Origin of the sequence: Paenibacillus sp. Dod16, from assembly GCF_049893405.1 — a bacterium.
Taxonomy (GTDB): domain Bacteria; phylum Bacillota; class Bacilli; order Paenibacillales; family Paenibacillaceae; genus Paenibacillus_AQ.
Genome location: NZ_JBNDYG010000003.1, coordinates 403,111 through 429,698, shown reverse-complemented (window position 1 = coordinate 429,698; position 26,588 = coordinate 403,111). Strand labels below are relative to the sequence as shown.

The 26,588-nt window shown below is 48.0% G+C and carries 24 protein-coding genes; 19 read left to right on the top strand and 5 right to left on the bottom strand.

All coding sequences use genetic code 11. From position 1 onward, the window contains the following. Positions 1–25 precede the first annotated feature (25 nt). The 4 genes from ACPV3A_RS03905 to ACPV3A_RS03890 all read right to left on the bottom strand — a co-directional run bounded on the left by ACPV3A_RS03905 (position 26) and on the right by ACPV3A_RS03890 (position 5,432). Positions 26–2,407, bottom strand: a complete 2,382-nt coding sequence (locus tag ACPV3A_RS03905) for an ABC transporter permease (protein ID WP_426198217.1) — start codon at positions 2,405–2,407, stop codon at positions 26–28. Positions 2,408–2,413: 6 nt separating this feature from the next. Then, on the bottom strand, positions 2,414–3,178 hold the full coding sequence (locus ACPV3A_RS03900; protein ID WP_194544078.1) for an ABC transporter ATP-binding protein: 765 nt from the start codon (positions 3,176–3,178) through the stop codon (positions 2,414–2,416). Positions 3,179–3,273: 95 nt separating this feature from the next. Further along, positions 3,274–4,719, bottom strand: coding sequence for a HAMP domain-containing sensor histidine kinase (locus ACPV3A_RS03895; RefSeq protein WP_426198216.1), 1,446 nt, complete (start codon positions 4,717–4,719; stop codon positions 3,274–3,276). Positions 4,720–4,724: 5 nt separating this feature from the next. After that, positions 4,725–5,432, bottom strand: a complete 708-nt coding sequence (locus tag ACPV3A_RS03890; protein WP_426198215.1) for a response regulator transcription factor — start codon at positions 5,430–5,432, stop codon at positions 4,725–4,727. Between the two features lie 223 nt (positions 5,433–5,655). Between ACPV3A_RS03890 and ACPV3A_RS03885 the strand changes: the two genes are divergently transcribed. From ACPV3A_RS03885 to rpsN, 8 genes are all read left to right on the top strand, one after another. Next, a complete protein-coding gene (locus tag ACPV3A_RS03885) occupies positions 5,656–6,687 on the top strand; it encodes an ABC transporter substrate-binding protein (RefSeq protein ID WP_426198214.1) in 1,032 nt (343 codons plus the stop codon). A 20-nt stretch (positions 6,688–6,707) separates the two neighbouring features. Further along, positions 6,708–7,721 (top strand): FecCD family ABC transporter permease, encoded by a 1,014-nt coding sequence (locus tag ACPV3A_RS03880; protein ID WP_426198213.1) that lies wholly within the window; start codon positions 6,708–6,710, stop codon positions 7,719–7,721. Continuing rightward, positions 7,718–8,770, top strand: a complete 1,053-nt coding sequence (locus ACPV3A_RS03875; RefSeq protein WP_426198212.1) for a FecCD family ABC transporter permease — start codon at positions 7,718–7,720, stop codon at positions 8,768–8,770. Before ACPV3A_RS03880 ends, ACPV3A_RS03875 begins: the two co-directional genes overlap by 4 nt. A 32-nt stretch (positions 8,771–8,802) precedes the next feature. Then, positions 8,803–9,603, top strand: coding sequence for an ABC transporter ATP-binding protein (locus ACPV3A_RS03870; protein ID WP_426198211.1), 801 nt, complete (start codon positions 8,803–8,805; stop codon positions 9,601–9,603). A gap of 134 nt (positions 9,604–9,737) precedes the next feature. Further along, entirely contained in the window at positions 9,738–9,986 is a 249-nt protein-coding gene (locus ACPV3A_RS03865) for a type B 50S ribosomal protein L31 (RefSeq protein WP_426198210.1), read from the top strand. A 35-nt stretch (positions 9,987–10,021) separates the two neighbouring features. Beyond that, entirely contained in the window at positions 10,022–10,354 is a 333-nt protein-coding gene (locus ACPV3A_RS03860; protein WP_426198209.1) for a DUF3024 domain-containing protein, read from the top strand. Positions 10,355–10,402: 48 nt separating this feature from the next. Then, positions 10,403–11,224 (top strand): AAA family ATPase, encoded by an 822-nt coding sequence (locus ACPV3A_RS03855; protein WP_426198208.1) that lies wholly within the window; start codon positions 10,403–10,405, stop codon positions 11,222–11,224. Positions 11,225–11,246: 22 nt separating this feature from the next. Next, positions 11,247–11,516 (top strand): 30S ribosomal protein S14, encoded by a 270-nt coding sequence (gene rpsN, locus ACPV3A_RS03850; RefSeq protein ID WP_426198207.1) that lies wholly within the window; start codon positions 11,247–11,249, stop codon positions 11,514–11,516. Between the two features lie 257 nt (positions 11,517–11,773). Here rpsN and ACPV3A_RS03845 read toward each other — a convergent pair whose 3' ends face one another. Beyond that, complete coding sequence (locus tag ACPV3A_RS03845) at positions 11,774–12,796, bottom strand: LacI family DNA-binding transcriptional regulator (RefSeq protein WP_426198206.1); 1,023 nt, start codon at positions 12,794–12,796, stop codon at positions 11,774–11,776. A gap of 350 nt (positions 12,797–13,146) precedes the next feature. On the opposite strand from ACPV3A_RS03845, the gene ACPV3A_RS03840 reads away from it, so the two are divergent. The 11 genes from ACPV3A_RS03840 (at position 13,147) to ACPV3A_RS03790 (ending at position 26,584) form a co-directional block, all read left to right on the top strand. Next, positions 13,147–14,511 carry a DUF4832 domain-containing protein gene (locus ACPV3A_RS03840; protein ID WP_426198205.1) on the top strand — a complete coding sequence of 455 codons (1,365 nt, stop codon included), beginning with the start codon at positions 13,147–13,149 and terminating at the stop codon, positions 14,509–14,511. Then, on the top strand, positions 14,489–15,814 hold the full coding sequence (locus tag ACPV3A_RS03835; RefSeq protein WP_194544072.1) for an acyltransferase domain-containing protein: 1,326 nt from the start codon (positions 14,489–14,491) through the stop codon (positions 15,812–15,814). The genes ACPV3A_RS03840 and ACPV3A_RS03835 overlap by 23 nt, the downstream gene beginning before the upstream one ends. Then, a complete protein-coding gene (locus ACPV3A_RS03830) occupies positions 15,795–16,886 on the top strand; it encodes a DUF4832 domain-containing protein (protein WP_426198204.1) in 1,092 nt (363 codons plus the stop codon). The genes ACPV3A_RS03835 and ACPV3A_RS03830 overlap by 20 nt, the downstream gene beginning before the upstream one ends. Positions 16,887–16,939: 53 nt before the next feature. Then, positions 16,940–18,130 carry a Gfo/Idh/MocA family protein gene (locus tag ACPV3A_RS03825; protein ID WP_426198203.1) on the top strand — a complete coding sequence of 397 codons (1,191 nt, stop codon included), beginning with the start codon at positions 16,940–16,942 and terminating at the stop codon, positions 18,128–18,130. A gap of 82 nt (positions 18,131–18,212) precedes the next feature. Next, complete coding sequence (locus ACPV3A_RS03820; RefSeq protein ID WP_113061348.1) at positions 18,213–19,139, top strand: ABC transporter permease; 927 nt, start codon at positions 18,213–18,215, stop codon at positions 19,137–19,139. Further along, a complete protein-coding gene (locus tag ACPV3A_RS03815; RefSeq protein WP_071223322.1) occupies positions 19,139–20,035 on the top strand; it encodes a carbohydrate ABC transporter permease in 897 nt (298 codons plus the stop codon). The genes ACPV3A_RS03820 and ACPV3A_RS03815 overlap by 1 nt, the downstream gene beginning before the upstream one ends. Positions 20,036–20,105: 70 nt before the next feature. Then, the gene (locus tag ACPV3A_RS03810; RefSeq protein ID WP_426198202.1) at positions 20,106–21,563 is read left to right on the top strand and encodes an ABC transporter substrate-binding protein; all 1,458 of its coding nucleotides are present in this window, start codon (positions 20,106–20,108) and stop codon (positions 21,561–21,563) included. 268 nt (positions 21,564–21,831) lie between these two features. Continuing rightward, a complete protein-coding gene (locus tag ACPV3A_RS03805; RefSeq protein WP_426198201.1) occupies positions 21,832–22,800 on the top strand; it encodes a LacI family DNA-binding transcriptional regulator in 969 nt (322 codons plus the stop codon). A gap of 178 nt (positions 22,801–22,978) precedes the next feature. Beyond that, entirely contained in the window at positions 22,979–23,935 is a 957-nt protein-coding gene (locus ACPV3A_RS03800; RefSeq protein ID WP_036663522.1) for an ABC transporter permease, read from the top strand. Between the two features lie 12 nt (positions 23,936–23,947). Then, the gene (locus ACPV3A_RS03795; protein WP_036663520.1) at positions 23,948–24,844 is read left to right on the top strand and encodes a carbohydrate ABC transporter permease; all 897 of its coding nucleotides are present in this window, start codon (positions 23,948–23,950) and stop codon (positions 24,842–24,844) included. A gap of 123 nt (positions 24,845–24,967) precedes the next feature. Further along, entirely contained in the window at positions 24,968–26,584 is a 1,617-nt protein-coding gene (locus ACPV3A_RS03790) for an ABC transporter substrate-binding protein (protein WP_426198200.1), read from the top strand. The last annotated feature ends 4 nt before the right edge of the window (positions 26,585–26,588 follow it).

Here is a 26,588-nt window from a genome sequence, read left to right as displayed (position 1 = left end):
GTCATCTTCTGTTCATGGACCGTCTTCATGAATCCATGACCAGCACACGAAGGGAGGTGCGGCGGAGGATTCGCGAAGCCAGCCAGCAGCCGCTGACGGCGATAGCAAGCGCGATCAGAGTCAGCCCAATGACCAGCGGCCATTCCATGATGAGCGGCAGCTTGACAATCCCATAGGTAGAGAGCAGACCGCGCAGCACGGCCGGCAATGCGTAGACGCCGCAAGCGATGCCAGCCAGCGCACCGAGCGCAGCCAGTCCGGCAATGCCGCTTGTCAAGGCACGACGAATGTCGGTTGCGGTCAGGCCGAGCGAGGCATAAATGCCATATGTTTTCGTTTCCTTACGAATATGCAGCCGGCAAGTTGTATAAACAATAAGACAAGTGACAGCCATGAACAGAAGGGCCAGCATACTCATCGGAATGAGCAAAACCGCCGCGGCTTCTTTGAATACGGAATCGAGCAGCACTTCCTGCTTCAGCGCTTGAATGGAAGGGCTGTAACGTTCGTTCAACTGCTGCACAAACGCATCGTTGTCCGCATTGTCCTTAAGTTGAATAAACCCGGCGTCCGGATTCAACTGCTCGACAAGATCCGATGTGACCCTGGCGACGTTCGACATATTGGAAATGGACTGAAAGGTGCCGGTGATTAGCAATGGATGCGGTTCTCCTTCAATGTAGATCGTGACTATGTCGCCGATGCCTTTTTGCAATTTACGGGCAATATTGATCCCGATGGAAATTTCATTAGGGAGTACGGGATTACGGCCTGCAAGCGAGGCTAATCCGATCTCGTCCATGCTGCCTTCCACGACCGTCAAAGGGAGGCTGAATGTCTGTTGAGGATTGTCATCCTCTTCGGCCATGGCGATGACGCCGGTGGCTGATCCGGACCAGTTCAGACTGTGAACCCGAGGGTCGCTTTGGATATAAGATTGCATTTCCGCCCGATCTATACCTTCCGCATGGATAACCATAATCGCGATATCCGCATCGTCATAACCCCACTGGGCCGACGTTTCACTGATGCGATAGACGCTGGTTACCAGCACGGCGCCAAAGACGAGCACAGCCACTGTGATGCTCATCAACAGAAAGATCAGCGCTGCGCTTTTTTTGTTGCCGCTCACATGCTTCCAGCCGATGACCGTGGGTACGGACCATCGATCCAGCAGTCTTTTGCGGGCACCATGCCGATGGATACGACTATGTGAAGACTCCGACATGCCGTAACGGATCGCTTGAATGGGCTCGATATGGCGTGTCTTGGAAGCATAAACAAGGACGCATAGAAGGATGATGAGCAGCAGGCCGCAGCCAGTCCAGATCGCAACGTCTGCCGCTTGAACGGGAACAGGAGCTGTGTCGGATTTGAGGAAAGACAGGGAGTTCTGGATGATGACATCTGAAAGGAAGTGGCTTGCAATCAGTGCCGGGACCAAGGCGACAATCGTCATTAAACCGTACTGCAGCAAGTAGGTGCCGATGATGCGTTCGGAGGTCATGCCAATCGATTTGAGAATGCCGATCGTGCGGTAATTGGCAAGGATTGTGTCCGTGATCGTAAAGCCGATCGTGAGCAAGGCGACGAGGATCATGACCAATCCGAGGAAACTCATCACAAAGCCGATCACCTTGTTCATGATAAAATAAAAGGCCGACAATTCGGCAAATGAAACGCGTTCCTCCAAAAATGGCGATCCGAGCGCCTGCTCAAAGCGCTGCCAGTATTCCTCGCTTTGTTCAGGATACGCATAGCGAAGCGACAACATGTATTGCTCCTGAGTGGACAAGCTACCCATGGTTGACCGATAGTCGGCTTCTTTCATCCAGATGCGGGCAGTGGTCGAGAAAGGACCGCCATGGGATATGTCAATGACAATCGCACCGATCGTGAATTGTGCCGGTGCAGACCCTGAGGTGAACACCAATTCATCGCCGATATGCATGTTGTATTTGTAGGCAAGCGAGGTGGGTATCCAGATTTCGCCGACTTCCGGAACCGTCAGATGCTCAGGGCCTGTACCGGGAAGAGGATTGTTGACCCCATGCGGCATCGGCGGGGKATTGATCATATACAGATAAAGATTGGGCAATTCTTCCCCGTTAAAGACCAGTCCGGTCCATGGCTTGTAAGGGATTAAGCTGGACGCGTTTACGCCTTCTTGGCTGGACCACCAGTCGGCTACCAACTGTTCGTCATGCAGCCCACGGGTCATATTTATGACTTCGTGCGCACCATGAGCAGCCGCATGGCGATCATTGAATACATTCTCCGTATTCATCAAGACCGTGAATGCGGTGCTGACGAGTAGAGCGGATAGGGCAATAAGCAATGCGATCAGCGTGTTTTGCATTTTTCTTTTGCGCAGGTTGCCCCAGCAGAGTGTTAATATGGCTCGCATCCCAGACTACCTCCTCCCGGTGACATAAGCGAAGATCATCGCTTCCCGCTCGGAGGCCTGTTCCGGACTGTAGGGCCCCATATCCAGCGTGCCACCGATCTTGCCGTCGCTGATGTAGATAAGGCGATTGCCCCGGCAGGCTGCCTTCATGTCGTGGGTGACCATGACAATCGATTGACCGTCCGCATGCATCCGGCTCAATATATCAAGCACCGTAACGCCTTGTTCGTAGTTCAGACTGCCGGTAGGTTCATCAGCAAAAATGATGTCCGGGTTATTGATGAGCGCCCGGGCGATTGCCGCCCGCTGCTGCTGCCCTCCGGATACTTGGGAAGGCAGCCGGCTGCTCTGTTTATCGAGGGAGAGATTGACCATCAAGTCATTTGCCCGTTGCCTTACTTGCTCCTTGTCCTGATTTGCGATATATCCAGGGAGGGCAATGTTATCGAACAGCGACAGATCGGGTACAAGGTTGCTGTTTTGATAGATAAAGCCGATCCGGTTCGCCCGAAAGCGTGCAAGCTCCTTGGCTGAAAATTGATCAAAGCGCTGTCCCTGCAGACAGACTTCTCCGGTTGTCACTTCATCAAGTCCGCTGAGCAAATACAGCAAGGTGGACTTTCCCGACCCCGAGTCGCCCATGATGACCGTGAAATCTCCTGCGTAAATCGACAGATCGACATTCCGAATGGCATGGTACTGCTCCTTGCCAGTGGTGTATGTTTTACATAAATTTGCAGCTTGCAGCATGATGGTTTTGCTTGAAGGCATATTCTGATCTCCTCTCTTATCTTCCCATGCCACCAAATTATAGAGAACGATTCTTGCACATTTGTTATCAAATTATAAATAAAGTATGACAGGGGTCAGCTGAGGGGCAGAGTCAAGTAGAAAGTCGTTCCCTGCCGCTGTTGGCTGTGAAAAGAGATCGTGCCGCCATGCGCTTCCATAATATACTTGCAAATCGACAATCCAAGTCCGACCCCGTGGCGCTCGGTCGGTTGGCTGGCAGTTCGTTGTGAAACGCTGCCTTGGTAGTACCGATCAAAAATAAAAGGCATATCCTGCGGGGGAATTCCGCTCCCTGTATCGGAGACGATGATCTGCAGGCAGGATGTTTCCGAGTGTTCTTCAACAGCGAGGCGAATCGTATCCCCGGGCTCTGTATGCTTCAGTGCGTTCGTGACGAGATTGGACAGAACTTGCTCGATCCGTATGGCATCGATAGCAACAAGCACGTTGGGAATAGCAGAGGGTTCTTGGCAGCGTACGCCCATCGTACGAATATAATGGGCCATCGCCCGCAAGATCGGCTTCAGCGTTGGAGCGCTGTATTGCTCAATCGGATGTACGGCAATCTGCTCCAGATCACGCAGCGCGTGCAGCAGCAAATCGTCTACGAGCACGGTCATCTTGCTCGTATTCGCATGCACCACCTCAAGGTATGCCATCACACTCGGCAGGTCCGGGCATATGCCTTCCCGAATTGCATCGATATAGGCTTTGATCGTTGCCAGCGGAGTTTTTAAGTCATGGGACAGATTGGAAATCAGCTCTTTGTGCGACTGGCTGTGCGCGGCTTGCTGCATATGTAAATTACGAATCTCTTCACGCATGAGATCAAATACGGCATAGAGCTCCCCGACCTCGTTATCGCTGGTCCATTCGGCACGCTGCTCGTAGTTGCCTTTCAATATGGCTTCGGCATAAGGCTTGAGCCCGGCAACAGGCTGAACCCAATCACGCTGCACCCGGCGTCCGATGGAGAAGAATAAATAAAGCAGCGTCAATAGGGCCAGAGATAGCAGCGCCCATGGCACATATAGCGGCAAGTCTGAGGAGGGGAAGGCTGCGGCTACGACAGATGCAGGTACAGCAAACTGAGCGTAGCCCACAAAGCTCTTGCTGCCGGCGTCCAGCAGCGGAAAAGCGAGATGATAATAAGAAGGTTCGCTGTCAGAAATACGCAGCGTGTAGTCGAGTTCAAAGCGCGGATGAATATGGCGCACGGATGAATCCTCGCTGTCATAGATCATCGTTCCGTCAGGAAATACAACCTTGAGGCCGATCCCTGTCTCTTGACTCCAGCTGGTTAATTGCCCCCGAATCGGAGCATCGGCCAGCAGCAAGTCGGCATGCTCATTCTCCAGGTTATGGACAACCGTATTTGTCAGCACGCGAATAGGGTTGACAATGGATGGCGAATCGGGCTGGTTTGAGGGCCAAACGAGCCAAACGACGGATAGCAAAATAACCATAATAGATAGGCAGGCTGCCCAGAGCCTTCTTGTTTGCCACGATTTCCAGTACATGGGGGCTACACCGTCTCATCGGGGTTGAATTTATAACCGACGCCCCAAACCGTCTTGATATACGAGGAGTTGACCTCGGCCCGTTCCAGCTTCTCGCGGAGCCGCCGAATGTAGACCGTGATGGTATTATCCTCGACATAAGCTGAATACCCCCAGACCTGATCCAGCAGCTGCGACTTGGTAAACACTTGATTCGGGTTAGATGCCAGGAAGTAAAGCAGATCAAATTCTTTGGCGGATAACGAAATTTCCTGCTGTCCTACCATGACCCTGCGGGCATTTCTATCTATCGAAAAGGTGCCGAATTGCACTCGCTGCTGTAGGGCTGACGGGAATTTCGGGTCTGCAATTCTGCGCAAATGTGCCTGAACGCGGGCGACCAGTTCACTGAGCGAGAAAGGCTTGGTCATATAATCATCGGCGCCGAAACCAAGGGCAAGCACTTTGTCCGTATCGCTGCTGCGGGCGCTTAAAATAAGAATGGGCGCAGCCGTCAACGTACGGAGCTTGCGGCATACTTCAATTCCGTCAGCATCAGGCAATGTCAGATCGAGAATGATAAAATCCGGCTGCCGGTTGCGGACTTCCTGCAATCCTTCGCCGGCATTTTCCGTGATGAATGTGCTGAATCCCTGAACACGCAAATAGTCGTTCACGATGCGAGAGATATCCTGCTCATCTTCAATGATCAGTACTGTTTTAGGAGAATTCATGAAATAGTCGCCCCTGTTCCGTATGCTTGAATAGTGAGTCCATTATAGCATGGGCCGGAATGAAGAATAGAGGAAACGAGGGGAATATTACCAATCAAAAGCCTTGAGTGTGCACCGGTACATAAAGATTCAGGAATTAGTTGACAAGTAAAAAAGATCCAGTTAGAATCTCCTTAATTGTAATTATTACGATTAAACGATGCGATTCTAGGGGGATTCATTTATGCACAAGAGGTTAGCAGCCATTTTCTTGATCTTATTCATCTTCATTACCGGCTGCAGCAGCGGTTCTCAAGATAATGGTCAAGAAACGCAAGCTGCTCCTGAAATTTCGACGGAGCAACATACTGGTGAGACTACTCAAAATACAGTTGAAGAAGCGTCAACAGAAACTTTCAAGGATATAACAGGGACGGAGATTTCACTGGAGCTTCCTGTTGAAAAAGTAGCTTGCTTGACGGAAATTTGTGTAGATGCTCTGGTCGAGCTCGGTCTGAAACCCGTGGCTGTAACGGCGGGCGGCCTTGCTCCTGAGCCGGAGTTTTATGGTGAAGAAGCAGCTAATCTTGGACAAATCGGAGGAAGTTTCTTCGAACCGAACTTGGAGGATATTTCTCTCGCAGCACCGGAACTTATTATTGGATTGGAAGGGACGCACGAAGGATTGCGAGATGGGTTAGCCAGCATTGCTCCCCTTTATATCGTTCAGCCTAAAAGCGTGCAAGAATCGATCGAATTCCTGGAGCATATGGGCAAACTTACGGGTAGAACATCGGAAGCCGAGGAAGCGAAGAAGCGCTTCCTGGACAAATTCAACTATTACAAGGAACACAGTCCGAAGGATCAATCTGCGCTGGCGATGTACGGATCCGATGTGAATTTCGGCATTGATACAGCGGGATCACTGGTTGGGTCCATGTTGGCGGAAGTTACGGATTATCCGTGGCCTGCTCCCGAAGCCGATGGCGGCCATCAAGCTGGGGGCATGGCATATTCGTTGGAGAAAGTGCTTGAGAACGATCCGGATTATCTCTTTGTAGAGACCTTTATGTTCGGTCCCGATGCAAAGCCCTTATCTGAGCAGTTCAAAACAAATCCACTGTGGTCCAAACTGGGTTCCGTTCAGAATGATCAGGTACATGAAGTGCGCACATCGGTATGGGCCAGCGGAAGAGGGACACGTTCGCTCGGCATTATTTTAGATGAAGCGATGAGTATCATGTATCCGGATGTATACGAGAAAGCGGTGGAGTAGCCTTGCGAGAAACCTTCACCATGTTCAGGAAAGCAAAAATAGGGGGACTTCCCCTGTTTTTTGCTTTAATATCCATGATGCTTGCCGTTTTGGCAGTTGGGATGAAGTATGGTTACCCAGAGCTATCCTGGGCAAGTTTACATCAACTGCTTTTTTATAATGGGGGAACTGAACTTGAGCGGATATCCGTGTTTGAGGTCAGGCTTCCGCGTCTGGTGGTAGGAGCTATTGCGGGGGCCATGCTGGGGTTATGCGGCGTTCTCTTGCAGGACGGTCTTCAAAATTCATTGGCCGGGCCGGAGTTATTAGGCGTTTCTTCGGGGGCTTCGTTTGTCATGGCGCTTATTACTGTACTTCACATTCCTATCTCCTATGAGCTGCAGCCCTGGTTTGCGCTTCTGGGAGGATGTATAGGCGGAGGCATTGTCATTCTGGCTGCCGGGGGAAGGCACGGAAGCATCCATTTTATCTTAATTGGTGCAGCCGTAACCGCAATCATGAATGGATTGGTGGTATGGATCGTAACGATGGGGACCTCCAATAGCACGAGCCTGCTGTTTACCTTCCTGATGGGAAATTTGGCTAATCGGAATTGGAATCATGTTGCCAATCTGGCCCCGTGGGCCTTGATTACGATTCCGCTAGCTTTCTGTTTTGTCAGGTCCTTGAATATATTGCGTTTGGGAAACGAGGCCGCTGAGGGTGTAGGACTTAACGTTACCCGAATTCGTGTATTTCTACTCATTGTAAGCTGTGCCATGACTGCAGCGGTTGTATCCCAGTGCGGACCTATTGGATATATTGCATTGATTGCCCCGCACCTTGTAAGAAGCGTGATGCAGGAATATAACGCCAAGACCGTTCTTCCATTCTCTGCATTAATGGGTGCCCTATTATTATCAGGTGCCGATATACTCGCACGAACCGTATTCATGCCAAGAGAAGTACCGGTTGGGCTTTGGACCACGTTAATCGGGGGACCTATTTTAATAGGATTGTTTGCACGTAAGATGGGAGGGCGGCCTGATCAATGAAAGCAAAAATCCGTATCCTCAGTCGTTATGAGAAAACATTTAGAATAGGGTTGATGATCACATTTCTCTTGGTTTTTATTTTAAGTGTCATACATATTGCCTTTGGTAAAGTGTTTATCTCTCCGCAGGATATCCTTCGTGCATTAACGAACGTCCACGTAGAGGAGCACCATCGTCAAATCATATGGGAACTTCGGCTTCCAAGAACCCTGATCGCTCTGGCTGCCGGAGCTATGCTTGGACTGGCGGGTGCTATTCTTCAATCCATAACCCGTAATCCACTCGCAGAACCAGGATTGCTAGGCGTATCAGCAGGGTCTGTATTATTCATTGTCGTCTGGATCACTTTTGCTGAGGGGGTAAGGGAAGTTTCAAGCTACATTCCCTTAGTGGCATGGGTTGGCGGTATTGGTACGGTTCTATTAGTGAACGCTTTAAGCTTGGGTAAGGGAAAAGATATTAGCCGACTTGCTCTCATCGGCATTTTAGTAGGCAGCGTATTACAATCCTGCACATCGCTGATCTTACTGAGGCATACGGAAGCTGTCGGCAGCATTTTGCTGTGGATGATCGGTTCTCTTAACGGTAGAGTCTGGGTTCATTGGGATATGCTTTGGCCTTGGGCGGTATTTATTATTCCTCTTGGCTTAATGAGCGCTGGTGCTGCGAATGCCATGCAATTAGGGCACTCTGCTGCGACTAGTCTAGGCGTTCATGTTAACTGGATGAGATGGATATTGCTGATCATCGCTGCCATGCTAACGGCTGTAGCCGTTGCTGCCGTTGGAGCGGTAGGATTTATCGGTCTGATCGGCCCCCATATTGCAAGGAAATGGGTGGGTCAAGATGCAAGAAGGCTGTTTCCTTTTAGTGCGATGGTGACGGGAGTTTTGCTGCTTGGTGCGGATGTAGTGGCTCAGGCGGCATCGTTCGAATTGAAAATGTTTGGCCTGAGCTCGCAAGTATCCCTTCCAGTGGGAGCGATTACCGCCTTTATGGGCGCGCCTTTTTTTCTGTATCTCATTAGGCAAAAGAGTCGAGTGAAATAAAAACACTCTATCTAATAAGGAGGGGATAGCGAATGAAAGAACAGTCTGACACGAACTTGCTGGAAGCGAAACAATTAGAAGTCGGATATCATCATAATCTTATCCTTAAACAACTGTCGATTGCCATTCCAGCAGGCGGTGTAACGGCTCTTGTGGGAACGAATGGTTCCGGAAAATCGACGTTGCTTAAAACCATAGCGCGATTGCTCATCCCGCATAAGGGGGGAGTTTATCTCGATGGCCAAGCCATTGCAAGAGAATCTACGATTGCCCTTGCACGAAAGATGGCCATACTCCCACAGTCACCTGAAATACCGATGGCCATGACGGTCAGAGAATTGGTGGAGCAAGGACGGTATCCTCATGTAGGTCCGCTCCGTATGTTAAAAAAACAGGATCATACTGCGATCGAGGAAGCTCTTGAACTTACAGGAATGCATGCATTTGCAGGCAGGCCGCTAGATGCCCTCTCCGGCGGAGAGAGACAGCGAGCGTGGATCGCTTTGGCTTTAGCCCAATCGACTCCGCTGTTAATGCTGGATGAGCCCACGACATTCCTGGATGTTCGGCATCAATTGGAGATTCTAGAACTCGTGAGACGGCTGAACCAAGAAAGAGGCATCACGATCATCGTTGTCTTGCATGATCTTAATCAGGCCGCACGCTACGCGGATCGAATGGTCGTTCTTAAGGATGGGGGTATTGAGGTGGATGGTCCTCCAGGTCGAGTTCTTACAGAGACCATGCTGCAAGAGGTGTTTGGCATCCATGCAACGGTATTAAACGATCCGGTAACGGGAACGCCGGTATTTCTGCCTCATTCCATCGCTTAACTTGAATTTACGCCATCAAGACATTAGGTTGACAGATTAGCGCATGTATTTTATATTCATACATATAGTTATTCGTAATTATTACGATTAATGAAAGAAAGGGTCAAGCGACTCGAAAAGAAAAGAGGATTACAATGCAAAAAGGAATACATCCAACATTTCAGAAAGTCATATTTCTGGATGCGAGCGTAGGTTATAAATTTCTTAGCGCCTCTACGAAGAGTTCTTCGGAAACGATGGAATGGGAAGACGGTAGTACCTATCCGGTCATACGTGTGGATTCGAGTTCTGCATCGCATCCTTTCTTTACGGGAAAACAGAAGAATGCCGAGATCGGCGGGCGTGTCGACAGGTTTAAGCAACGATTAAATTATAAAAAGTAAATCCAGTCACGAATATGGATCGATAGGAGGCAGCAATGGATAGCTTTACAAAGAAGAGAATAAGCGCCATTCTTGAAGCTTATATCGATCTAAAGGTTCCTGGTGATTTAAGAGCGGAGGTACGCTTAACCTACCGGTTCAATGAGAGGACCGTTATTTTATCGGAAGAAAGACCTGATTGGCTTCAACGAAAATGGGACTCCACCGAATTGGTTCATTTTTGCCTGAAGGAAAATGAATGGTGCGTGTACGCGAGACAGAGAGGCAATGAGTGGACTCTCCTATCATCCATTCCGCCCAGCAAGGATTTTGAAGATGTGCTGGAACAAGTTGAAATGGATACGCAAGAGGTCATCTGGGTCACCTAACCCCGTTTAAATACCATGATTCATGCAGTGAAGGAGCAGCAGCCGACAATGAGCAAAAGCAGTGCAGGCCCGCGTCTTCCCCGGGCCAAGGGAATTGATATGGCAACCTATTATTCGCCTAGTGATTGCGCCAAAAGGGCAAGGCATCTGATATTGTCTGAGTTTAATCAAAAAATCGTGGATGAGTTTATTTCGATTTTGGGAATGAGGGAGGAATTTGAGAAGCATCACGTTCCCATTCCTAACAAAGTCGTTTTGTACGGCCCCCCTGGAACCGGAAAAACCTTAACGGCTTTCTATATGGCTAACATTTTGGAGCTTCCGCTTGTCCTGGTTCGTCTGGACGCGATCATCCATAGCCACCTGGGTGAAACGGGCAGCAACATCCGCAAAATATTCGATTATGCAGGCATGTTCCCCTGCGTACTGTTTCTTGATGAGTTCGATGCCATCGCAAGGACGAGGGACAACAACGATGAAGTCAAGGAGATGGCACGTGCCGTTAATACATTACTGCAATGTCTCGATGACTTTGGGGATAAGAGCATTATTATGGCGGCTACCAATTTGGAGAAGGATCTGGATCAGGCGATATGGCGCAGATTCGACACAAAGATGACGTATTCGTTACCGGACTATGGGAAGAGGCAGCAATATATCGGAATCCTGATTGGAGAGTTTCAATGTGATGAGGCAGCTGTAACTGAAGTTGGCGAGCAGCTTGAAGGCTGCAGCTTTGCCGATATTGAGCAAATTATCTTGAAAGCGAAACGAAAAGCGATTATAGAGCGGCAACCGCTGCAAAGAAGACATATCCAAGATGCTTGCGACGAATATAAGCCTGCTGTAGTAAATAACTTCTTAACTTAAATAAATGGAGGAATGATGGCGAATGGCGAAAAAATCCAAAGTAGCGAAGGAACTAAAGAGACAGAAAATAGTTGCTAAATACGCGCAGAAACGCAAGGAATTTAAAGAAAAGGGCGATTATGAGGCCCTGCAGAAACTGCCCCGCGATTCTTCCGCAACAAGGCTGCACAATCGATGTACAGTCAGCGGCAGACCAAGAGGTTACATCAGCAAATTCGGCGTGTCCCGAATTGTGTTTCGTGAACTGGCCCATAAAGGACAAATTCCGGGCGTGAAGAAGTCCAGCTGGTAATCGGACAGGAACGGTTACCTGACTTGCCGAGAATTCAGTTAGTGTACGGTTTTATTGGAATTTTAGACGAACAACAGCTATCGGGATATTCCCGATAGCTGTTTTCATCGTTTCGGATCAGGGTGCGGCTTTCGTTATTTTTGTCCATGTACCGATCTTATAAGCTCCGTCTGAAAGACGCCGTATTAGCAAAATCAACCCCGGGTTGGCTGATCTCCGAACATGTCATTATACATCCCCAGAACCAGACCCTTACCTTAAGTAGAACTGCGTACGACCAAACGGGTAGGCAAAATCACCTTCTTAGGCAGTAGAAGATTTCCGTTTATTCTGTCGATCAGATTGTCGACGGCAACCATGCCGATTTCTTTTGTCGGTACGTCGATCGTTGATAGGGGGGGATTGGAATATTTGGATACCTCAATATTGGATAAGCCTATGACAGCTACTTCATTAGGAACGGAAATGCCGTTGTTATACAAGCCATTGAGGGCGGCCATAGCCATTAGATCGCTGCCTGCAAAGAAAGCGGTCGGGCAATTCTGGGTTTTGCATAAATGATTCACTTTTTCAATGCAGACCGCTTCATCCCACATGCAATCAATAACCCAATCGGGATTCACCGACATTCCGGCAGCATGCATGCTGGCGTAGTAGCCTCGATAACGGCGGCTGTCTTTCAGGTTATTCGTTAATCCGCTCCCCCCGATGTATCCAATCCGGGTGTGACCTTTGTCAATGAGATGGTTGACGGCCATCGAAGCGACATTGTAATGATCATAGCCCACATTATCGATATCCCCGCGTTCGGTATCAATCCCCACGATATAAGGAACCTGCTTGCGTATATACTCATAGGTTTCACCGTTCAACGATTCCATAAGAATCAGGCCGGTAATCGGTTCGCTGAATGTATGGAATAAAATCTTGCTGTCATTCAGTTCAATTCCAGTCCGAATAAAGGAAATGCTATATCCCGCACTCAGCAATCGCTCTTCCACGCCGGATAAGATCGACATGAAATAAGGATCGTTGTATTTATCCTTTGTAACGCTTAGTACACACCCGATTTTGATGTGCGACTTGCTGTCGGAATGTTCCGTGGTTACAACTTTCCGCTTGGGACTTGAAGTGATTTTATAGTTGAGCTGTGTAACAGCCTGCCACACCCGTTCCCGGGTTTCGTCCGTAATTTTATATTTCGTATCATTGTTTAACACTCTGGATACGGTGGCGGTAGATACATTTGCTAATTTAGCAACATCCCGAATGGTACTCATAAATAAACACATTCTCCTTTTTAGTTACGAATAGTCACCATTTAGAGTTTATAGGAATGTTACATGGTAAACAATGATGGACTTGATAAACGTCTTGTTGCGTGATTTGTTGCGCAATTCCGTTACGTTATTCAAGTGTATCTACATTCATGATTAAAATCAATCATAACATGTTACTGTCGTGCTGTGTTACTACAAATTTTAAAAAAACCAAAATTATTATTGCAAGGATATGCAGGGATGATATAACATTAAATCACGAAACACCACGAATATTACGTCATTTTGTTACGTTATACAACGTAACAAAACAGGAGAGTTTGTTTAGCAGGCGGGGGGCGGATTAAAACATGAACAAAGCAGTAACGGTTTACCCCATGATGTTAGAAGACATCCTAAACAACCCGGGCATAGGTTTTACGGCAGCACCAGGGTTAATGGGAGACCTGGATCGGATCTGCGACAATCGAGGGGAAGAGCACAAGAAATATAAGTTCACGGAAGACAGCAGAACGTACAATCATCCCGACAGCAAAGTGTATTTCTGCAGCGTGCGCTGGCGGGACCTGGAAGTTCGCCAAGGAGAGTACAGGTGGGAAGTTCTTGAGGAGAGGCTGGACTACGCCAAATCGATAGGCTGTACGGCCGTGGTTCGCTGTTCCCCATACGCGTTAAGCGAAGAGGATGATATACCCGCCTGGTATCGTGCGGAACATCCGGAGGAGCCGGACTTTCCGTTCTGGAGAGTAGATCCTGAGACAACACCCTATGTGTTGTATTGGTCTGACTTTATCAAAGCGTTTGCCGCACGGTTTGACGGACATCCGGTCATAAGCTCGGTTGATTTGACGATTGTAGGGGCCTGGGGAGAAGGCGGCGGAACGGAGTTTTTAAAGCCGGAGGCCATTAAACGCATTACAGATGCCTACCTGGATGGGTTTAAAATAACCCTTCTCCAAGCATTGCTGCATGATGCCTTGTCGATCAGCATCATGAAGGAGCGCAAAGCCAAAGTGGGCTTTCGCGTCGATTGCTTGGGTGATATGGGCGGCTTTCATGGAAATGAGTGGTCACATATGACGGATTTCTATCCCCAGAATATTCAGAATTTCAAGATGGGCGATGCCTGGGAGAAGGCTCCGGTTCTATTTGAAGCATGCTGGCACATGAATGATTGGTATCTTCAGGGCTGGGATATAGATTATATCATTCAAGAAACGCTGAAGTGGCATATTTCATCCTTTAACAATAAAGGAACGGTAGTCCCCGAACCGTGGAAAGAGAAGGTCAAGGCTTGGCTGAACAAGATGGGATACCGCTTTGAATTGAGAAAGCTCACGTACGATTCGTTGGTGAAGGCAGGCGGTCAGCTAAAAATCAGTGCATTGTGGGCTAATGTAGGAGTAGCGCCGATTTATAATCCTTATCCGCTGGTTGTGAGGCTTACTGGCCAAGATCAAACCTATACGCTGCGCAGCAGAGAGGATATTAGGGAGTGGCTGCCGGACGAAGATATTGTGTGGGAAGAGGGTTTCGGTTTACCCGGTAATATGTCCGAAGGCGAATATGATTTGGAGATTGGCATCGAAACCGGGGTTAAGGAAATCGGGAATATCCAGCTGGCCATCGAGGGGAACAAGGACGGTTATTACCCGATGGGCAAGTTAACAGTTGAACGGGGGAGACAAGGAAATGGAGAGTCTGTTGAAGTTTAACGAGTGTATCGCAATCTGCAACTTTGATTACCTGCCAGAAGGGTTGGAAGCTAAATATGATCGATATAAACCGGATGGCAAGCCCCATCTCATCCCGCGGGAGTTCTTGTCCGGAATCTTTGAGCAGTATCAAATTCCTGAACCTACCCGCCAATGGCTCGTTCAGGGGGTTGAGGCGATAGAAAAGGATGACGTACTATTTCATTTTACCCAATTTTTAGTAGAGGATATGTGCACTTTGCGCAATCGCTGTGATGAGACCCATTATACGAATATGACGCCAGGTTGCATGGCGCAATATGGAGAATTATACTCCTTTCTTTTGCTGCTGGCCTGCGTTGTTCCTTCCATGAACATGCTGGAGGCGCGTTCCATACCTAAAGCTTACTACGAGCAGATCCCTCAACAGCCCCTGAAACTTCAATTGGAAAAACTGGTGCAGCACGGCGATGCCAAGGTTCATGATTTTCCATGGGTGATGAATTTTTATACCTGCTCCATCTTTCTGTTAGACCGGTTTTATTTTATCCCCTACCGATTTGAGGATCCTTTCACCATGTTCCGTCATGTGAACACGCAGGAGGTTATTGCCCTTCGGCACGCAGGCGAAGAATTTCGCAGCGATGGACAACGGAACGGAATCAATGATGTATATGATCTTCAAGGAAACTTCACCTCAGAATGGCACGAGAATGCCGAGTTTGTCATCGCTAATCGGATAAATCCCATGGGATTCGTTGAAAGAGAAACGACGCCGATCCTGAAGAAGGAATGGGAGCCGGTACTTCAAACAGGGGATACGCTGTTAGCGCTCCACATTCCATCCGGCCCCGGGTACACGCCGGACAGGTTGAAGAATTCCATGGAGATGGCTGCCGCATTCTATGACCAGTACTTTCCGGAGTTACCCATCAAAGGCTTCTGGAGCTCAAGCTGGCTTTATGATACCAGGTTGTCGCTTATCCTGGATCATGAAAGAAGCAATATTGTCCTCGTTCAACGACAATTCTATAATTATCCGACCATGGAAGGGGACGGCATGCTGCGTTATGAAGCCTTTGGGGACAGGAAGGCAGACCCGGTCCGAAACCCAGGCGAATATACAACCTCCCTGCAAAAAGCAGCTGCGGCGTATATGGAGACGGGAGCCCGTTTTAACACATTAAGCATGATTGTATTGCGGGAGGATATCGACAAGATTGGCAGCCGGCCGTACATAACCGATGCAGACATCGAGCAATTCCATCGCACCGTTGACAGCCATTTGCAAGGGAGAGAAGAGGATGGGGAAATACTCGCTTGAAAATTACGAGAAGTATAAAACCGTAAAAATCCGACCGCAGCCCTTATTGAATCGGGAGTTTGATGGAAGCCAGGGTCCATTCGAATACGTCTCCTTTTTCTGGAGAGCGCTTGAGCCGGTTCGAGGTGAATACAGGCTTGAAGCGATCAAAGAAGCACTGCGTACGGCCCATAATCCCATTCTTGTCCTGGTACCGGAATTGCCGATCTGGGTTCAGGGTTATGAACCTGATTGTTTTGCGGCCTTGGTCCGAAATGTCGGGAGTTATATCGACTCCGACAGACGCTTAACAGCCGTTCTGATATCAACCTTAGCTGACAGTAAGGAAGAATGGAACGCTTATGTGGAATCGTTTGAGAAGCAGACGCTGCTAGCCGAACTGCAGAATGACAGATTGATTCAACATGTAAGAGACCGCGGCCGCGGATTTGGCCTGCTGGTGAAGTGCGGTGAGCAGAATTGGATCGAATGCTGTGAGGCTTTTGCCATACATAGGCTGCAGAAGGTATGGAAGCGTTACCAGGTGGTCCTTGATGTGACCGATAACGTTTGCGGTCCTCATACCAGACGCGAGGCATATCGCTGGCACGCCGCCCTCTCCAATCTGAATATAGGACTTGGATATCATCTAACTTTACGCAGACTGACGTATCCGGAAACGGTATATAGTCGTGGAAGCTTGCCGCTGCGTTTCTGGTTTGTCAACGAGGGCAGCTCGAGAATATACCGGGATTTTCAGTTATGGGTGCAGTTACAGCAGGGGGAGGTTTCCTATGAATATCCCCTGCACGCCGCCACGCATTCCTGGTTAACCGGGGACCTTGTCCATAATGAGATGGTCCCCTTGAAGGATATGTTACCGGGAGAATATACGCTGAGTATAGCACTCTTTTTCGAAGACCGGTCGTATATCCCCCTGCATATACAGAACCCGCAGCAGGATGGATATTATGAGGCAGGCATGATCCAAGTCGAAATATCCGATGAGGATCCGCTTAGGAATATTTGGGATGACTATGATCCGGAAGGATATTACCCCTTGGAAGATCCCGTGATTCCGGAACAGGAATAGATGTTTCGAACAAGATGGTTAGGACAAATACGAGTTTGCTGGAGGTTATGGATTTGAAGTTAGCATTAATCGGCGCAGGACAAAGAGGCATGATCTACGCAAGGCATGCATACCCAAGCGAGGACATCGTTGCGGTCGTTGAACCGGATGACAGCAGAAGAAAGGCGGCAGCGGACGAGTTTCGGATTCCTTTGGAGAAACAATTTGAATCCGTAGATGAATTTTATCGGCTCGGCAAAATTTGCGATGCCGTCATTGTTTCTTCCATGGACCGCGATCATTACGCGCAAACGATGAGAGCGCTTGATCTTGGCTATGATATTTTGCTGGAAAAGCCCATTTCGCCAAGTCCGGAAGAAAGCTTGAGAATACAACGAAAAGCCAATGAAACAGGCCGGAAAGTGATTGTATGCCATGTGCTCAGATATACGAACTTCTTTGCGGAAATCAAGAAAATCATCGATAGCCAAGAGCTCGGCAAGATCGTGACCATACAGCATAACGAGAACATCGGCAATTTCCATATGGCACACTCCTTTGTACGAGGCAACTGGAGGAGAAGCGACCTGGCCAGTCCAATTATCATGCAGAAGTCCTGCCATGACATGGATATTTTGGCCTGGCTGGTGGACAGTCAAGCGAAACGGATCTCTTCCTATGGCAGCCTGACTTATTTTAAGGCGGAGAATGCACCGGCAGGAAGCGCGGAACGATGCCTCGACTGTAAGGTAGCAGCGAACTGCCGATTCGATGCGAGAAAAGCCTATTTGCCTATAAGGGGCCAGTGGCCCGCTACCGTCATTTCGGCGGATCAGAGCGAAGAGGGACTGCTCCAAGCGCTCGCAACGAGTCCTTACGGACGCTGTGTTTATCGGCTTGACAATGATGTGTGCGACCATCAAGTCACCGTGATCGAGTTCAAGAACGGAGTAACGGCAACGTTTAATTTAAGCGGATTCACCAACAAAATGTACCGTACGCTCAAAATCATGTGCGAGCATGGGGAAATTCGAGGCGACGATAACTTGAACATTATCGAAGTCACCCGCTTTAACTCCAATATGGCAGAACCCGTTCAGCAAACCGTCATTCGGCCAGCAACGGTGAGCGGCGGACATAACGGCGGCGATACCGGTCTGATGAACGACTTTTTGGAGAATTTGGGAAATGCCGACTTCAGCAGCAGATCCTCCATCGACATGTCGCCTATGCCGCGGAAGAGGCGAGAATTACTGGTACCGTGATCGATCTGGATCAGCTTAAGGAGAGGCTGCAGCAGAGCATTTTGGCATAATCGTTTAATCACAATGCAAAGGTAGTGATGGAATGGGTTCCGTGGTTAAGGGGTTTCTATATGAAATAACGAAAAACCGAATACTGTATCTGATGTGCGTGCCTGCTCTGATCGTGCTGATCATGTTCTCTTATATCCCGTTTGCCGGAATATGGATGGCATTTACCGATTTTAATGTGGTTGACGGCATCTTCGGCAGTGAATTTGTGGGTCTGGACAATTTCAAATACTTTTTCTCGGAAAACAGCATGGGATGGAAGGTTACCTATAACACGCTGTACATCAACTTTTTTGGTCTCATCTTAGGCATTATCATTCCTGTCAGCATAGCCATTCTGATCAACGAAATCCGGCATAAAACCTACAAAAAGGTCGCTCAGAGCATGATGTTTTTTCCCTATTTCATCTCGTGGGTCGTCGTTGGGGCGATACTGTATGGGATCTTCTCTACCGATGTGGGCGTTGCCAATCATATTCTGGAGTTCTTCGGAGCAGAGCCGATCAGATGGTACTCGGAGCCGAAGTATTGGAAATGGATCATCATTCTGTCGAGCGTCTGGAAATGGAGCGGGTACAGTTCCATTATCTATATGGCGGCGATGTCCAATTTTGATGGAAGCTTATACGAAGCGGCCAAGGTGGATGGCGCCAACAAATTGCAGCGGATTTTTTACTTGACCGTGCCTATGCTGAAGCCGACGATCATCGTTTTGAGCTTGCTGAGCGTCGGACGAATCTTCTACGGGGACTTTGGGATGATTTACGGTATTGTCGGCAACAACCCGGTCCTGGCTGAAGAAGTCACGGTTATCGATACTTATGTTTACCAGTCGATGCGTACGCTGGGCTTTTCTTACTCTACGGCAATCGGGTTATTTCAGTCCTTGATGGGATTGATCCTGATTACGGCTGCAAACCAATCGGCTAAGAAAATAAATGACGGAGAGGGTCTATTTTGATGAAACAAAAGAATAGATTGCTTGGCGATCAATTGGTGATAGCCTTTGCCTATGGTTTCATTGGCTTATTCGCGCTCGTGTGTCTGTATCCCCTTGTTTTAACGTTAAGCGTGTCCTTTTCTTCGGAGCAGGCCGTTGCGAGAAACGGGTATTCGATCATCCCACTGAGCCCCAGCTTGGATACCTATAAATATATCTTTGTTAATAGTGGAATGAAATTGCTCAAATCCTATGGCGTGACCCTGCTTGTAACGACCGTGGGGACGATGGGGGCGCTGCTGATTACCAGCATGATTGCCTTTTCCCTATCGATCAAAAAGCTGAAATACCGTAACGTACTCGCCTTCATCAGCAATTTTACGATTATTTTCTCGGCTGGCCTCATTCCGTGGTACATGGTCAGCGTCAATTATTATGGACTGAAGAACAGCATTCTGGCCTTGATCCTGCCGTCTATATTCAGCGTCTGGAACATGTTTCTGATGCGAACGTACTTTGCAAGCATCTCTCCATCTTTATATGAAGCGGCCGAGATGGACGGCGCCAATTATTTTACGATCTATGTAAAAATCGCTCTTCCATTAAGCAAGACCGCACTGTTGACGGTTGGTTTAATGTATGCGCTTCAATATTGGAATGATTGGTGGCATGCTCTGATCTTTATTAATGATCGCGATTTATTTCCGCTCCAGTATTTCCTCTACAACATCTTGTCGAACGTCAATGCGATAAGCTCCGGACGAATTCCATCAGGGGCATCAGGCAACATCACACTGCCTGCGGAGACCGTGAAGATGGCCATTACGGTCATTACGATCGGCCCGATCATTTTCCTCTACCCTTACATTCAAAAATACTTCGTGCACGGGATTATGGCTGGTGCCGTCAAAGAATAGACGCCTGCATGGTTACTGGCCGATATCGGCTTTTAACATAGATAAACCATTTTATTAGGGAGGGTCTTTCATGAAAGCAAGGACAATGCTGATCTTGTTGGTCTTATTGATGGCGTCCGTTTCGGTTATGGCAGGATGCAGCGACAAAAAAGAGGGGGCAGCCAAGCTCGAAACCGTCACGATTCTGTATCCGGGGGAGCGAAGCGATCGCATGAGCGAATTTCTGGACAACGAGTTTGCCGAGAAGATGGCAGCCGATCTTGGTTTGAAGGTCGAAGTCACATTTGTGCCGTGGGCGCAGTATTGGGAACAAAAAGATATCATGCTGGCCGCAAATGAACCGATCGATTTATATTGGGACGGTCTCCCGGACCTTTCTACCATCGTCAACAAGAAACAAGCCATGGTATTGGATGATTTAATCAAGGAATATGGTCAGGATATGCTAAAGGTCCTGCCGATGGAGCAGCTTCAGGGGGCAACGATCGATGGGAAGATTCATGGCATTCCATCCGCTTATGCACCCTCCTCCGCCATGTACCAGCTGGTGGCCGTTCGTCAGGATATCCTCGAAGCGGTAGGGATGACGGACTTGAAGACAGCAGACGACTTAAAGGAATTCGCAACAAGGGCGAAAAAGAAATTTCCTGAAATGAAGGGACCCGCCGATATTGTCTTTAAACCGTTGACCCGATATTTTACCGATGAACAATATAACTGGATCGCCGTAGAAGATTTGGTCGTATTCGGGGAAGAGAGTAAAAAAGCCTACAGCTACTATGAAACGGAAGCGTTCCAGGAAGTCGCGAAGTTTAATAACTCCATGTATGACGCAGGGTTGTATACAGAGGATTTGACCATCAAATATAACGAGAGAGACTCCCGCATGCAGACAGGCTTATACTTATGGGTTGAAGGATCTTTGGGTAAGGAAATGGAAATCGTTGATGCCATCAAAGCCAATGCGCCGGATGCCGAGGTGAAGACGTATCTGTTAGCCGAGGATAAACCGCGTTATGTGACAGCCGCAGGCGGAGAAGTGCTGGGCATACCTGTCAATGCTCCTAATCCGGAAGGCGCGATGAAGTTCGTGAACTGGATTTATAAATCCCAGGAGAATTATCTGTTTGCTCTCTATGGCGTCGAAGGCAAGGATTACGAGATTGTGGATGGAAGAATCAATAAGCTCACCGCTAGCGAATTCTTCTATGAATGGATGTTTAGAAACCAAAATTATCAATTGTTCGGGCCGAATGTGGCGCAAGAGTCCATCGATAAGTACAAGAGCTGGGATGAACAGGCTATCCGATCCGATTCATTGGGCTTCCGATTTAACAATGAAAAGGTCAAGTTAATCGAGACGGCCCTGAAAGAAGTCGCAGGTAAGGATTTAGCCGCTATTCGTTCCGGTTTCGTCGATTTTGAGACGGAGTATCCCAAAGCGATCGAGAAGCTGAAAGCGGCGGGCATTGATGACTATGTCGCTGAGATCCAGCGTCAGCTGGATGAGTTTTTGGCGGGGAAATAACAGGATTGCGAACCGCTATCCGGAACCTTCGAGCCTTAGGAGTACCGGAGTAGGCGGATGTAGAAATGCTACCCGGAACCTATAAGAGAGCGGCAGGGTTTAATTTGACCCTGTCGCTCTAGTTTTTTTTAACTTAATCAACATGTTAAGAATATTGCTAATGCTCCCCCTGTAAGAGTGACGACAGCGTTTCCAAAAAAGATATTGAAACGTTTCCAATTTGATGCTATGATGATTTCCATAAAAGAGAGAATAAGTGGGGGGTTAGATGTCTAGTATTAAAGATGTTGCCAATTTAGCTGGCGTAGCTGTGGGAACTGTGTCCCGCGTCATTAATAATTCGGGCGCCGTTAAACCCGCAACGCGTAGAAAAGTCGAGCAGGCCATACAAGAGTTGAATTATATTCCTAATGAGATTGCCCGAAATTTTAAAATGCGGAAGTCCAAGATGGTAGCCTTGCTGCTCCCGAGTATCTGGCATCCCTTTTTCTCCGAACTGGCTTATTATATTGAAGATGAGTTGGATCGGGAAGGTTTTAAGCTCATGCTTTGCAATAGCGGCGGCAAACCTGAAAAAGAATTGTATTATCTTGATATGCTTCAGCAAAACAAAGTGGCAGGTATTGTCGGCATTACGTACAACGATATTGAAAATTACGTTAGCAATGACATTCCGATTGTCAGTATCGACAGGCATTTCAACAAGAAAATCACATGCGTCACTTCCGATAATTATGAAGGTGGGCGTCTGGCGCTAAGAGAACTTGTCAAAGCTGGGTCCCGAAAGCCTGCCTTTTTGGGGAGTGTCACTTCCGTTTTCAGTGAAACCATGAATCGGAAAGAAGGCTTCATTCAGGAGGCCAGAACAATGGGAGTCGATTATGTTATATACGAGAAGACAGACCCCGTTGTGGACGACGATGCCTATTATGGTGAGTTTCTTAATGAGTATCGGGACGTGGACGGCATTTTTGCCATTACGGATATGTTCGCCGCCAAGTATATCGAAAGAGCAGGTAGGCGGGGCATTCGCGTTCCGGAGGATGTAAAGGTCATTGGATATGACGGGATTCAGGACCATCCGTATTTCCATCCGATACTGTCAACGATCAGACAGCCTGTTGAGGAGATGGCACGCACGACGATCAGGGTGCTCTTCCAAAAGATCGATGGCGAAGCATTGGACCGAGAAGTTTATCGTCTTCCGGTCATGTTTAGGCAAGGTGAAACGACTTGATTGTTTCCGTAGAATAAAATGCCGTACCTTATGAATTAGTATTGGAAAAACATCAGCTGTCACGGCTGTTTCACCGGTGGGCTCACCGGGTGACGTTTTTCTCATGCAAAATTGGAAACGTTTCAATTAAATTGGAAACGTTTCAATAACATACAATTAATTTACGAAGAAAGGGAGTATGACGGTGATTTCACGAGATTCCGGGGGACAACAACCCCTGATCAAAGAAAATCGCAAAACTTGGAGTCGAGTCAAGCGCAACTATGAGCTGTATCTGTTCCTGCTGCCAATCATTCTGGTTTACCTCCTGTTCAAGTACTATCCGATGTACGGAGTACAAATTGCATTTAAGGATTTTTCACCGAGCCAGGGCATTTGGGGCAGTGAATGGGTGGGTTTCCAGCATTTTATTGATTTTTTTAATTCTTATAACTTCTGGACCATCATGAAAAATACGCTAACACTCAGTTTTCTATCGCTTGTATTTAGCTTCCCGGCTCCAATTATTATCGCAATCATGCTGAATCAGATGCTGGGCAAGCGATACAAGAAATTTATCCAGACCGTCATTTATGCACCGCACTTTATTTCTACCGTTGTGCTCGTCGGTATGCTCCATGTTTTTTTATCGCCAAACAGCGGACTCGTGAATCTCATCATAACCTGGTTCGGTGGTGAACCCATTCTGTTCATGGCTGACGAAGGATGGTTTCGTCCATTGTACATTTTGTCAGGCATATGGCAAGAGACCGGCTTCGCCACGATTATTTACCTGGCTGCGCTTGCCGGGGTCAATCCCGAACTGCATGAAGCCGCGATTATGGATGGAGCAAGTAAATGGAAGCGAGTATGGTACGTGGACATTCCCTCGATCTTGCCAACCATTGTCATTCTGTTGATTCTCGCACTCGGAAACGTCATGAGCATCGGTTTCGAGAAAGCATTTCTAATGCAAAGCGATCTGAACTATGCGACTTCCAATATTATTCCGACCTATGTATATGAATTGGGGATTCAGAAGGCCCAGTACAGCTTTTCTACGGCAGTCGGACTGTTTAACTCCGTCATCAATATCATCCTGATTGTTACCGTCAACCGGGTCGCCAAAAAATTAACGGAAACCAGTCTTTGGTAGGGGGGATTCACTTTGAACCAGTTATTGAAGAGAAAAAGCAGAGGAGACGCATGGTTCGACGCCATCAACTATTTCTTCTTGACCGTAGTAATGCTGATCGTATTATTTCCGCTGTATTTTGTGCTGATTGCTTCATTCAGTGATCCCAATCTCATCTATTCGGGGGAAGTATGGTTATTTCCTAAGGGCTTCACGCTCGACGGCTATGAACGAATATTCAATGACTCCTCCATTTGGATCGGGTATGCCAACTCCTTGCTATACGCGGGTATTGGAACATTGATTGGAGTAGCGGTTACCGTGTTTGCTGCGTACCCGTTAGCCCGTAAGGATCTGGTTGGAAGGCCTGTTATCATGTGGTTTTTATTAATCACCATGTTTTTTAGCGGCGGGTTGATCCCTACGTATTTGTTAATCAAGGATCTTCACATGCTGAACACGATCTGGGCACTTGTGATCCCCGGTGCCGGTGGCATCATGAATGTCATTATCGTAAGAACCTTCTTCCAGTCCTCCATCCCGGATGAAATGTGGGAAGCCGCTTCGATCGACGGTTGTTCCAACACCCGATTCTTCTGGAGCATTGTATTGCCTTTATCCAAGTCCATAATCGCCGTCATGGTGCTGTATCATGTCGTCGGCTTCTGGAACGGTTTCTTTGATGCTCTGATCTATTTGAACGATGAAAGTAAATATCCGCTGCAGCTGGTGCTTCGCAACATTCTCGTCCAGAATCAGGTAAACTCCGGCATGATGGTGGACGTGGAGTCCTACGCGGCGAAGATGCGCGTAACGGAGCTGATCAAATACGGCGTTATCATCGTATCCAGTCTGCCGCTGCTGATTCTCTATCCTTTCTTGCAGAAGTACTTCGTCAAAGGCGTTATGATCGGCTCGATCAAAGGTTGATGAGGTCATGGTACTTGAAGGGGGGGATGTGCAGCAGGAATCTATATCTATATCCAGACCACTATACAGAAAGACAAGTAAGGTATCAAACTTGCGTAATGATCTTGAGGGAGGTTATGTACGATGAAATCTGTATTCAAAAGAGCGGGAATTCTTATGCTGGCCGGAGCTTTTGCGCTGAGTGGATGTTCAGGAGACGCCAAAAATCAGTCGGAAAGTCCCGATCAGGCTGCGAATTTTAACAAAACGGGTCTTCCGATTGTGAATGAACCGGTATCGTTAAAGATGGTATCCCCGAAAGCCGCATTGGCGCCGGAGTATTCGGAAATGGAAATTTTCAAGCGATTAGAAGCGGAAACGAACGTCAAGATCGAGTGGGAGAACATTCCGGACACCGACTTTGCAGAGAAGAAAAATTTGCTGCTGGCCAGCGGTAACTTACCGGATGCTTTTTACGGAGCCGGGCTTTCCGATTACGAGCTGGTTAATTACGGTGAAGACGGTACCATCCTCCCGCTGGAAGATTTAATTGATCAATATGCGCCTAATCTAAAAGCGCTATTAGATCGCAGACCGGACATCAAGTCCTCGATCACGGCACCGGATGGGCATATTTACGGGCTGCCTTCGTGGGAAGAGAACAACCTTGGAACCAACCCCTTCTTCCACGTCATCAATAAAAAATGGCTCGACAAGCTGGGCTTGGAAATGCCGCAGACGCTGGATGAATATACGGAAGCATTAGTAGCCTTTAAAACGCAGGATCCCAACGGCAACGGCAAGGCCGACGAAATTCCGTTAAGCTTTATGCACATGCAGTGGTGTATGGACATTGCTGGCATATTCGGAGCTTTCGGACTTCCGGACAACATGGAACATCGCATCGTCCGCGACGGTAAGGTGATTTTTACCGCTACGCAGCCTGAGTATAAGGAAGCTTTGAAATATTTTCATGAAAAATGGTATAAGCAGGGCTTGATTGATCCTGAATCGTTCACCCAGGACGCAGCTCAGTATCTGGCCAAAGGGAAAACAACAGTCGAAACACTCGGCTCCTATATCTGGTGGGAAGTCGATGAGGTGGTCGGACCGGAGCGAAGCAAGGATTATGCTTTACTGTCCCCGCTCAAAGGACCGAACGGGGATCAATTGATCGGTCGCGGCAACGGTGGCGGTCCAGGACGCGGCGCTTTCGTGATTACAAAAGAGAACAAGAATCCGGAAATTACAATGCGTTGGATCGATCAGCAATATGAGCCCTACATGGCTGCTCAAATCCACTGGGGTCCACTGGATATCGTATTCGAGAAGGACGAAAATGGGAAATTGGTAAACCTGCCGCTTCCTGAGGGAACTTCCGCAGGCGAATTCCGTCAAAAAGTGGCTCCAGGCGCTGGCGGGCCAGGCGTTATTACCATCGAAGATTTGGGGAAAGTCGTTGATCTGGAGCCTAGAGCCCAGCAGCGCGTTAAAGACTTAGAGAAATATTATGATCCTTATATGGAAAAGGAAAACTACCCGAGTATCTTCTTTGAGCCGGAGGAGCTGGACAAAATCAATAGAATTGAGCCCGAATTGATTAAATATGTCAATACCCAACGAGGAAAATTCATTGTGGATGGCGGTGTCGATGAGCAGTGGGACAGCTATGTGAAGACCCTGGAGAAAATGGGCTTGAACGAGTTGATGGAGATCTATCAAAACGGGCTCGATCGTTATAACGCAAATCTAAATAGATAAAACA

Coding starts and splice junctions, on each gene's coding strand:
- ACPV3A_RS03890 (WP_426198215.1), bottom strand. CDS start 5,432: ATGAATTCTCCTAAAACAGTACTGATCATTGAAGATGAGCAGGATATC.
- ACPV3A_RS03900 (WP_194544078.1), bottom strand. CDS start 3,178: ATGCCTTCAAGCAAAACCATCATGCTGCAAGCTGCAAATTTATGTAAA.
- ACPV3A_RS03870 (WP_426198211.1), top strand. CDS start 8,803: ATGAAAGAACAGTCTGACACGAACTTGCTGGAAGCGAAACAATTAGAA.
- ACPV3A_RS03845 (WP_426198206.1), bottom strand. CDS start 12,796: ATGAGTACCATTCGGGATGTTGCTAAATTAGCAAATGTATCTACCGCC.
- ACPV3A_RS03855 (WP_426198208.1), top strand. CDS start 10,403: ATGAGCAAAAGCAGTGCAGGCCCGCGTCTTCCCCGGGCCAAGGGAATT.
- ACPV3A_RS03865 (WP_426198210.1), top strand. CDS start 9,738: ATGCAAAAAGGAATACATCCAACATTTCAGAAAGTCATATTTCTGGAT.
- ACPV3A_RS03880 (WP_426198213.1), top strand. CDS start 6,708: ATGTTCAGGAAAGCAAAAATAGGGGGACTTCCCCTGTTTTTTGCTTTA.
- ACPV3A_RS03805 (WP_426198201.1), top strand. CDS start 21,832: ATGTCTAGTATTAAAGATGTTGCCAATTTAGCTGGCGTAGCTGTGGGA.
- ACPV3A_RS03800 (WP_036663522.1), top strand. CDS start 22,979: ATGACGGTGATTTCACGAGATTCCGGGGGACAACAACCCCTGATCAAA.
- ACPV3A_RS03840 (WP_426198205.1), top strand. CDS start 13,147: ATGAACAAAGCAGTAACGGTTTACCCCATGATGTTAGAAGACATCCTA.
- ACPV3A_RS03875 (WP_426198212.1), top strand. CDS start 7,718: ATGAAAGCAAAAATCCGTATCCTCAGTCGTTATGAGAAAACATTTAGA.
- rpsN (WP_426198207.1), top strand. CDS start 11,247: ATGGCGAAAAAATCCAAAGTAGCGAAGGAACTAAAGAGACAGAAAATA.
- ACPV3A_RS03860 (WP_426198209.1), top strand. CDS start 10,022: ATGGATAGCTTTACAAAGAAGAGAATAAGCGCCATTCTTGAAGCTTAT.
- ACPV3A_RS03820 (WP_113061348.1), top strand. CDS start 18,213: ATGGGTTCCGTGGTTAAGGGGTTTCTATATGAAATAACGAAAAACCGA.
- ACPV3A_RS03815 (WP_071223322.1), top strand. CDS start 19,139: ATGAAACAAAAGAATAGATTGCTTGGCGATCAATTGGTGATAGCCTTT.
- ACPV3A_RS03895 (WP_426198216.1), bottom strand. CDS start 4,719: ATGTACTGGAAATCGTGGCAAACAAGAAGGCTCTGGGCAGCCTGCCTA.
- ACPV3A_RS03810 (WP_426198202.1), top strand. CDS start 20,106: ATGAAAGCAAGGACAATGCTGATCTTGTTGGTCTTATTGATGGCGTCC.
- ACPV3A_RS03830 (WP_426198204.1), top strand. CDS start 15,795: ATGGGGAAATACTCGCTTGAAAATTACGAGAAGTATAAAACCGTAAAA.
- ACPV3A_RS03835 (WP_194544072.1), top strand. CDS start 14,489: ATGGAGAGTCTGTTGAAGTTTAACGAGTGTATCGCAATCTGCAACTTT.
- ACPV3A_RS03790 (WP_426198200.1), top strand. CDS start 24,968: ATGAAATCTGTATTCAAAAGAGCGGGAATTCTTATGCTGGCCGGAGCT.
- ACPV3A_RS03885 (WP_426198214.1), top strand. CDS start 5,656: ATGCACAAGAGGTTAGCAGCCATTTTCTTGATCTTATTCATCTTCATT.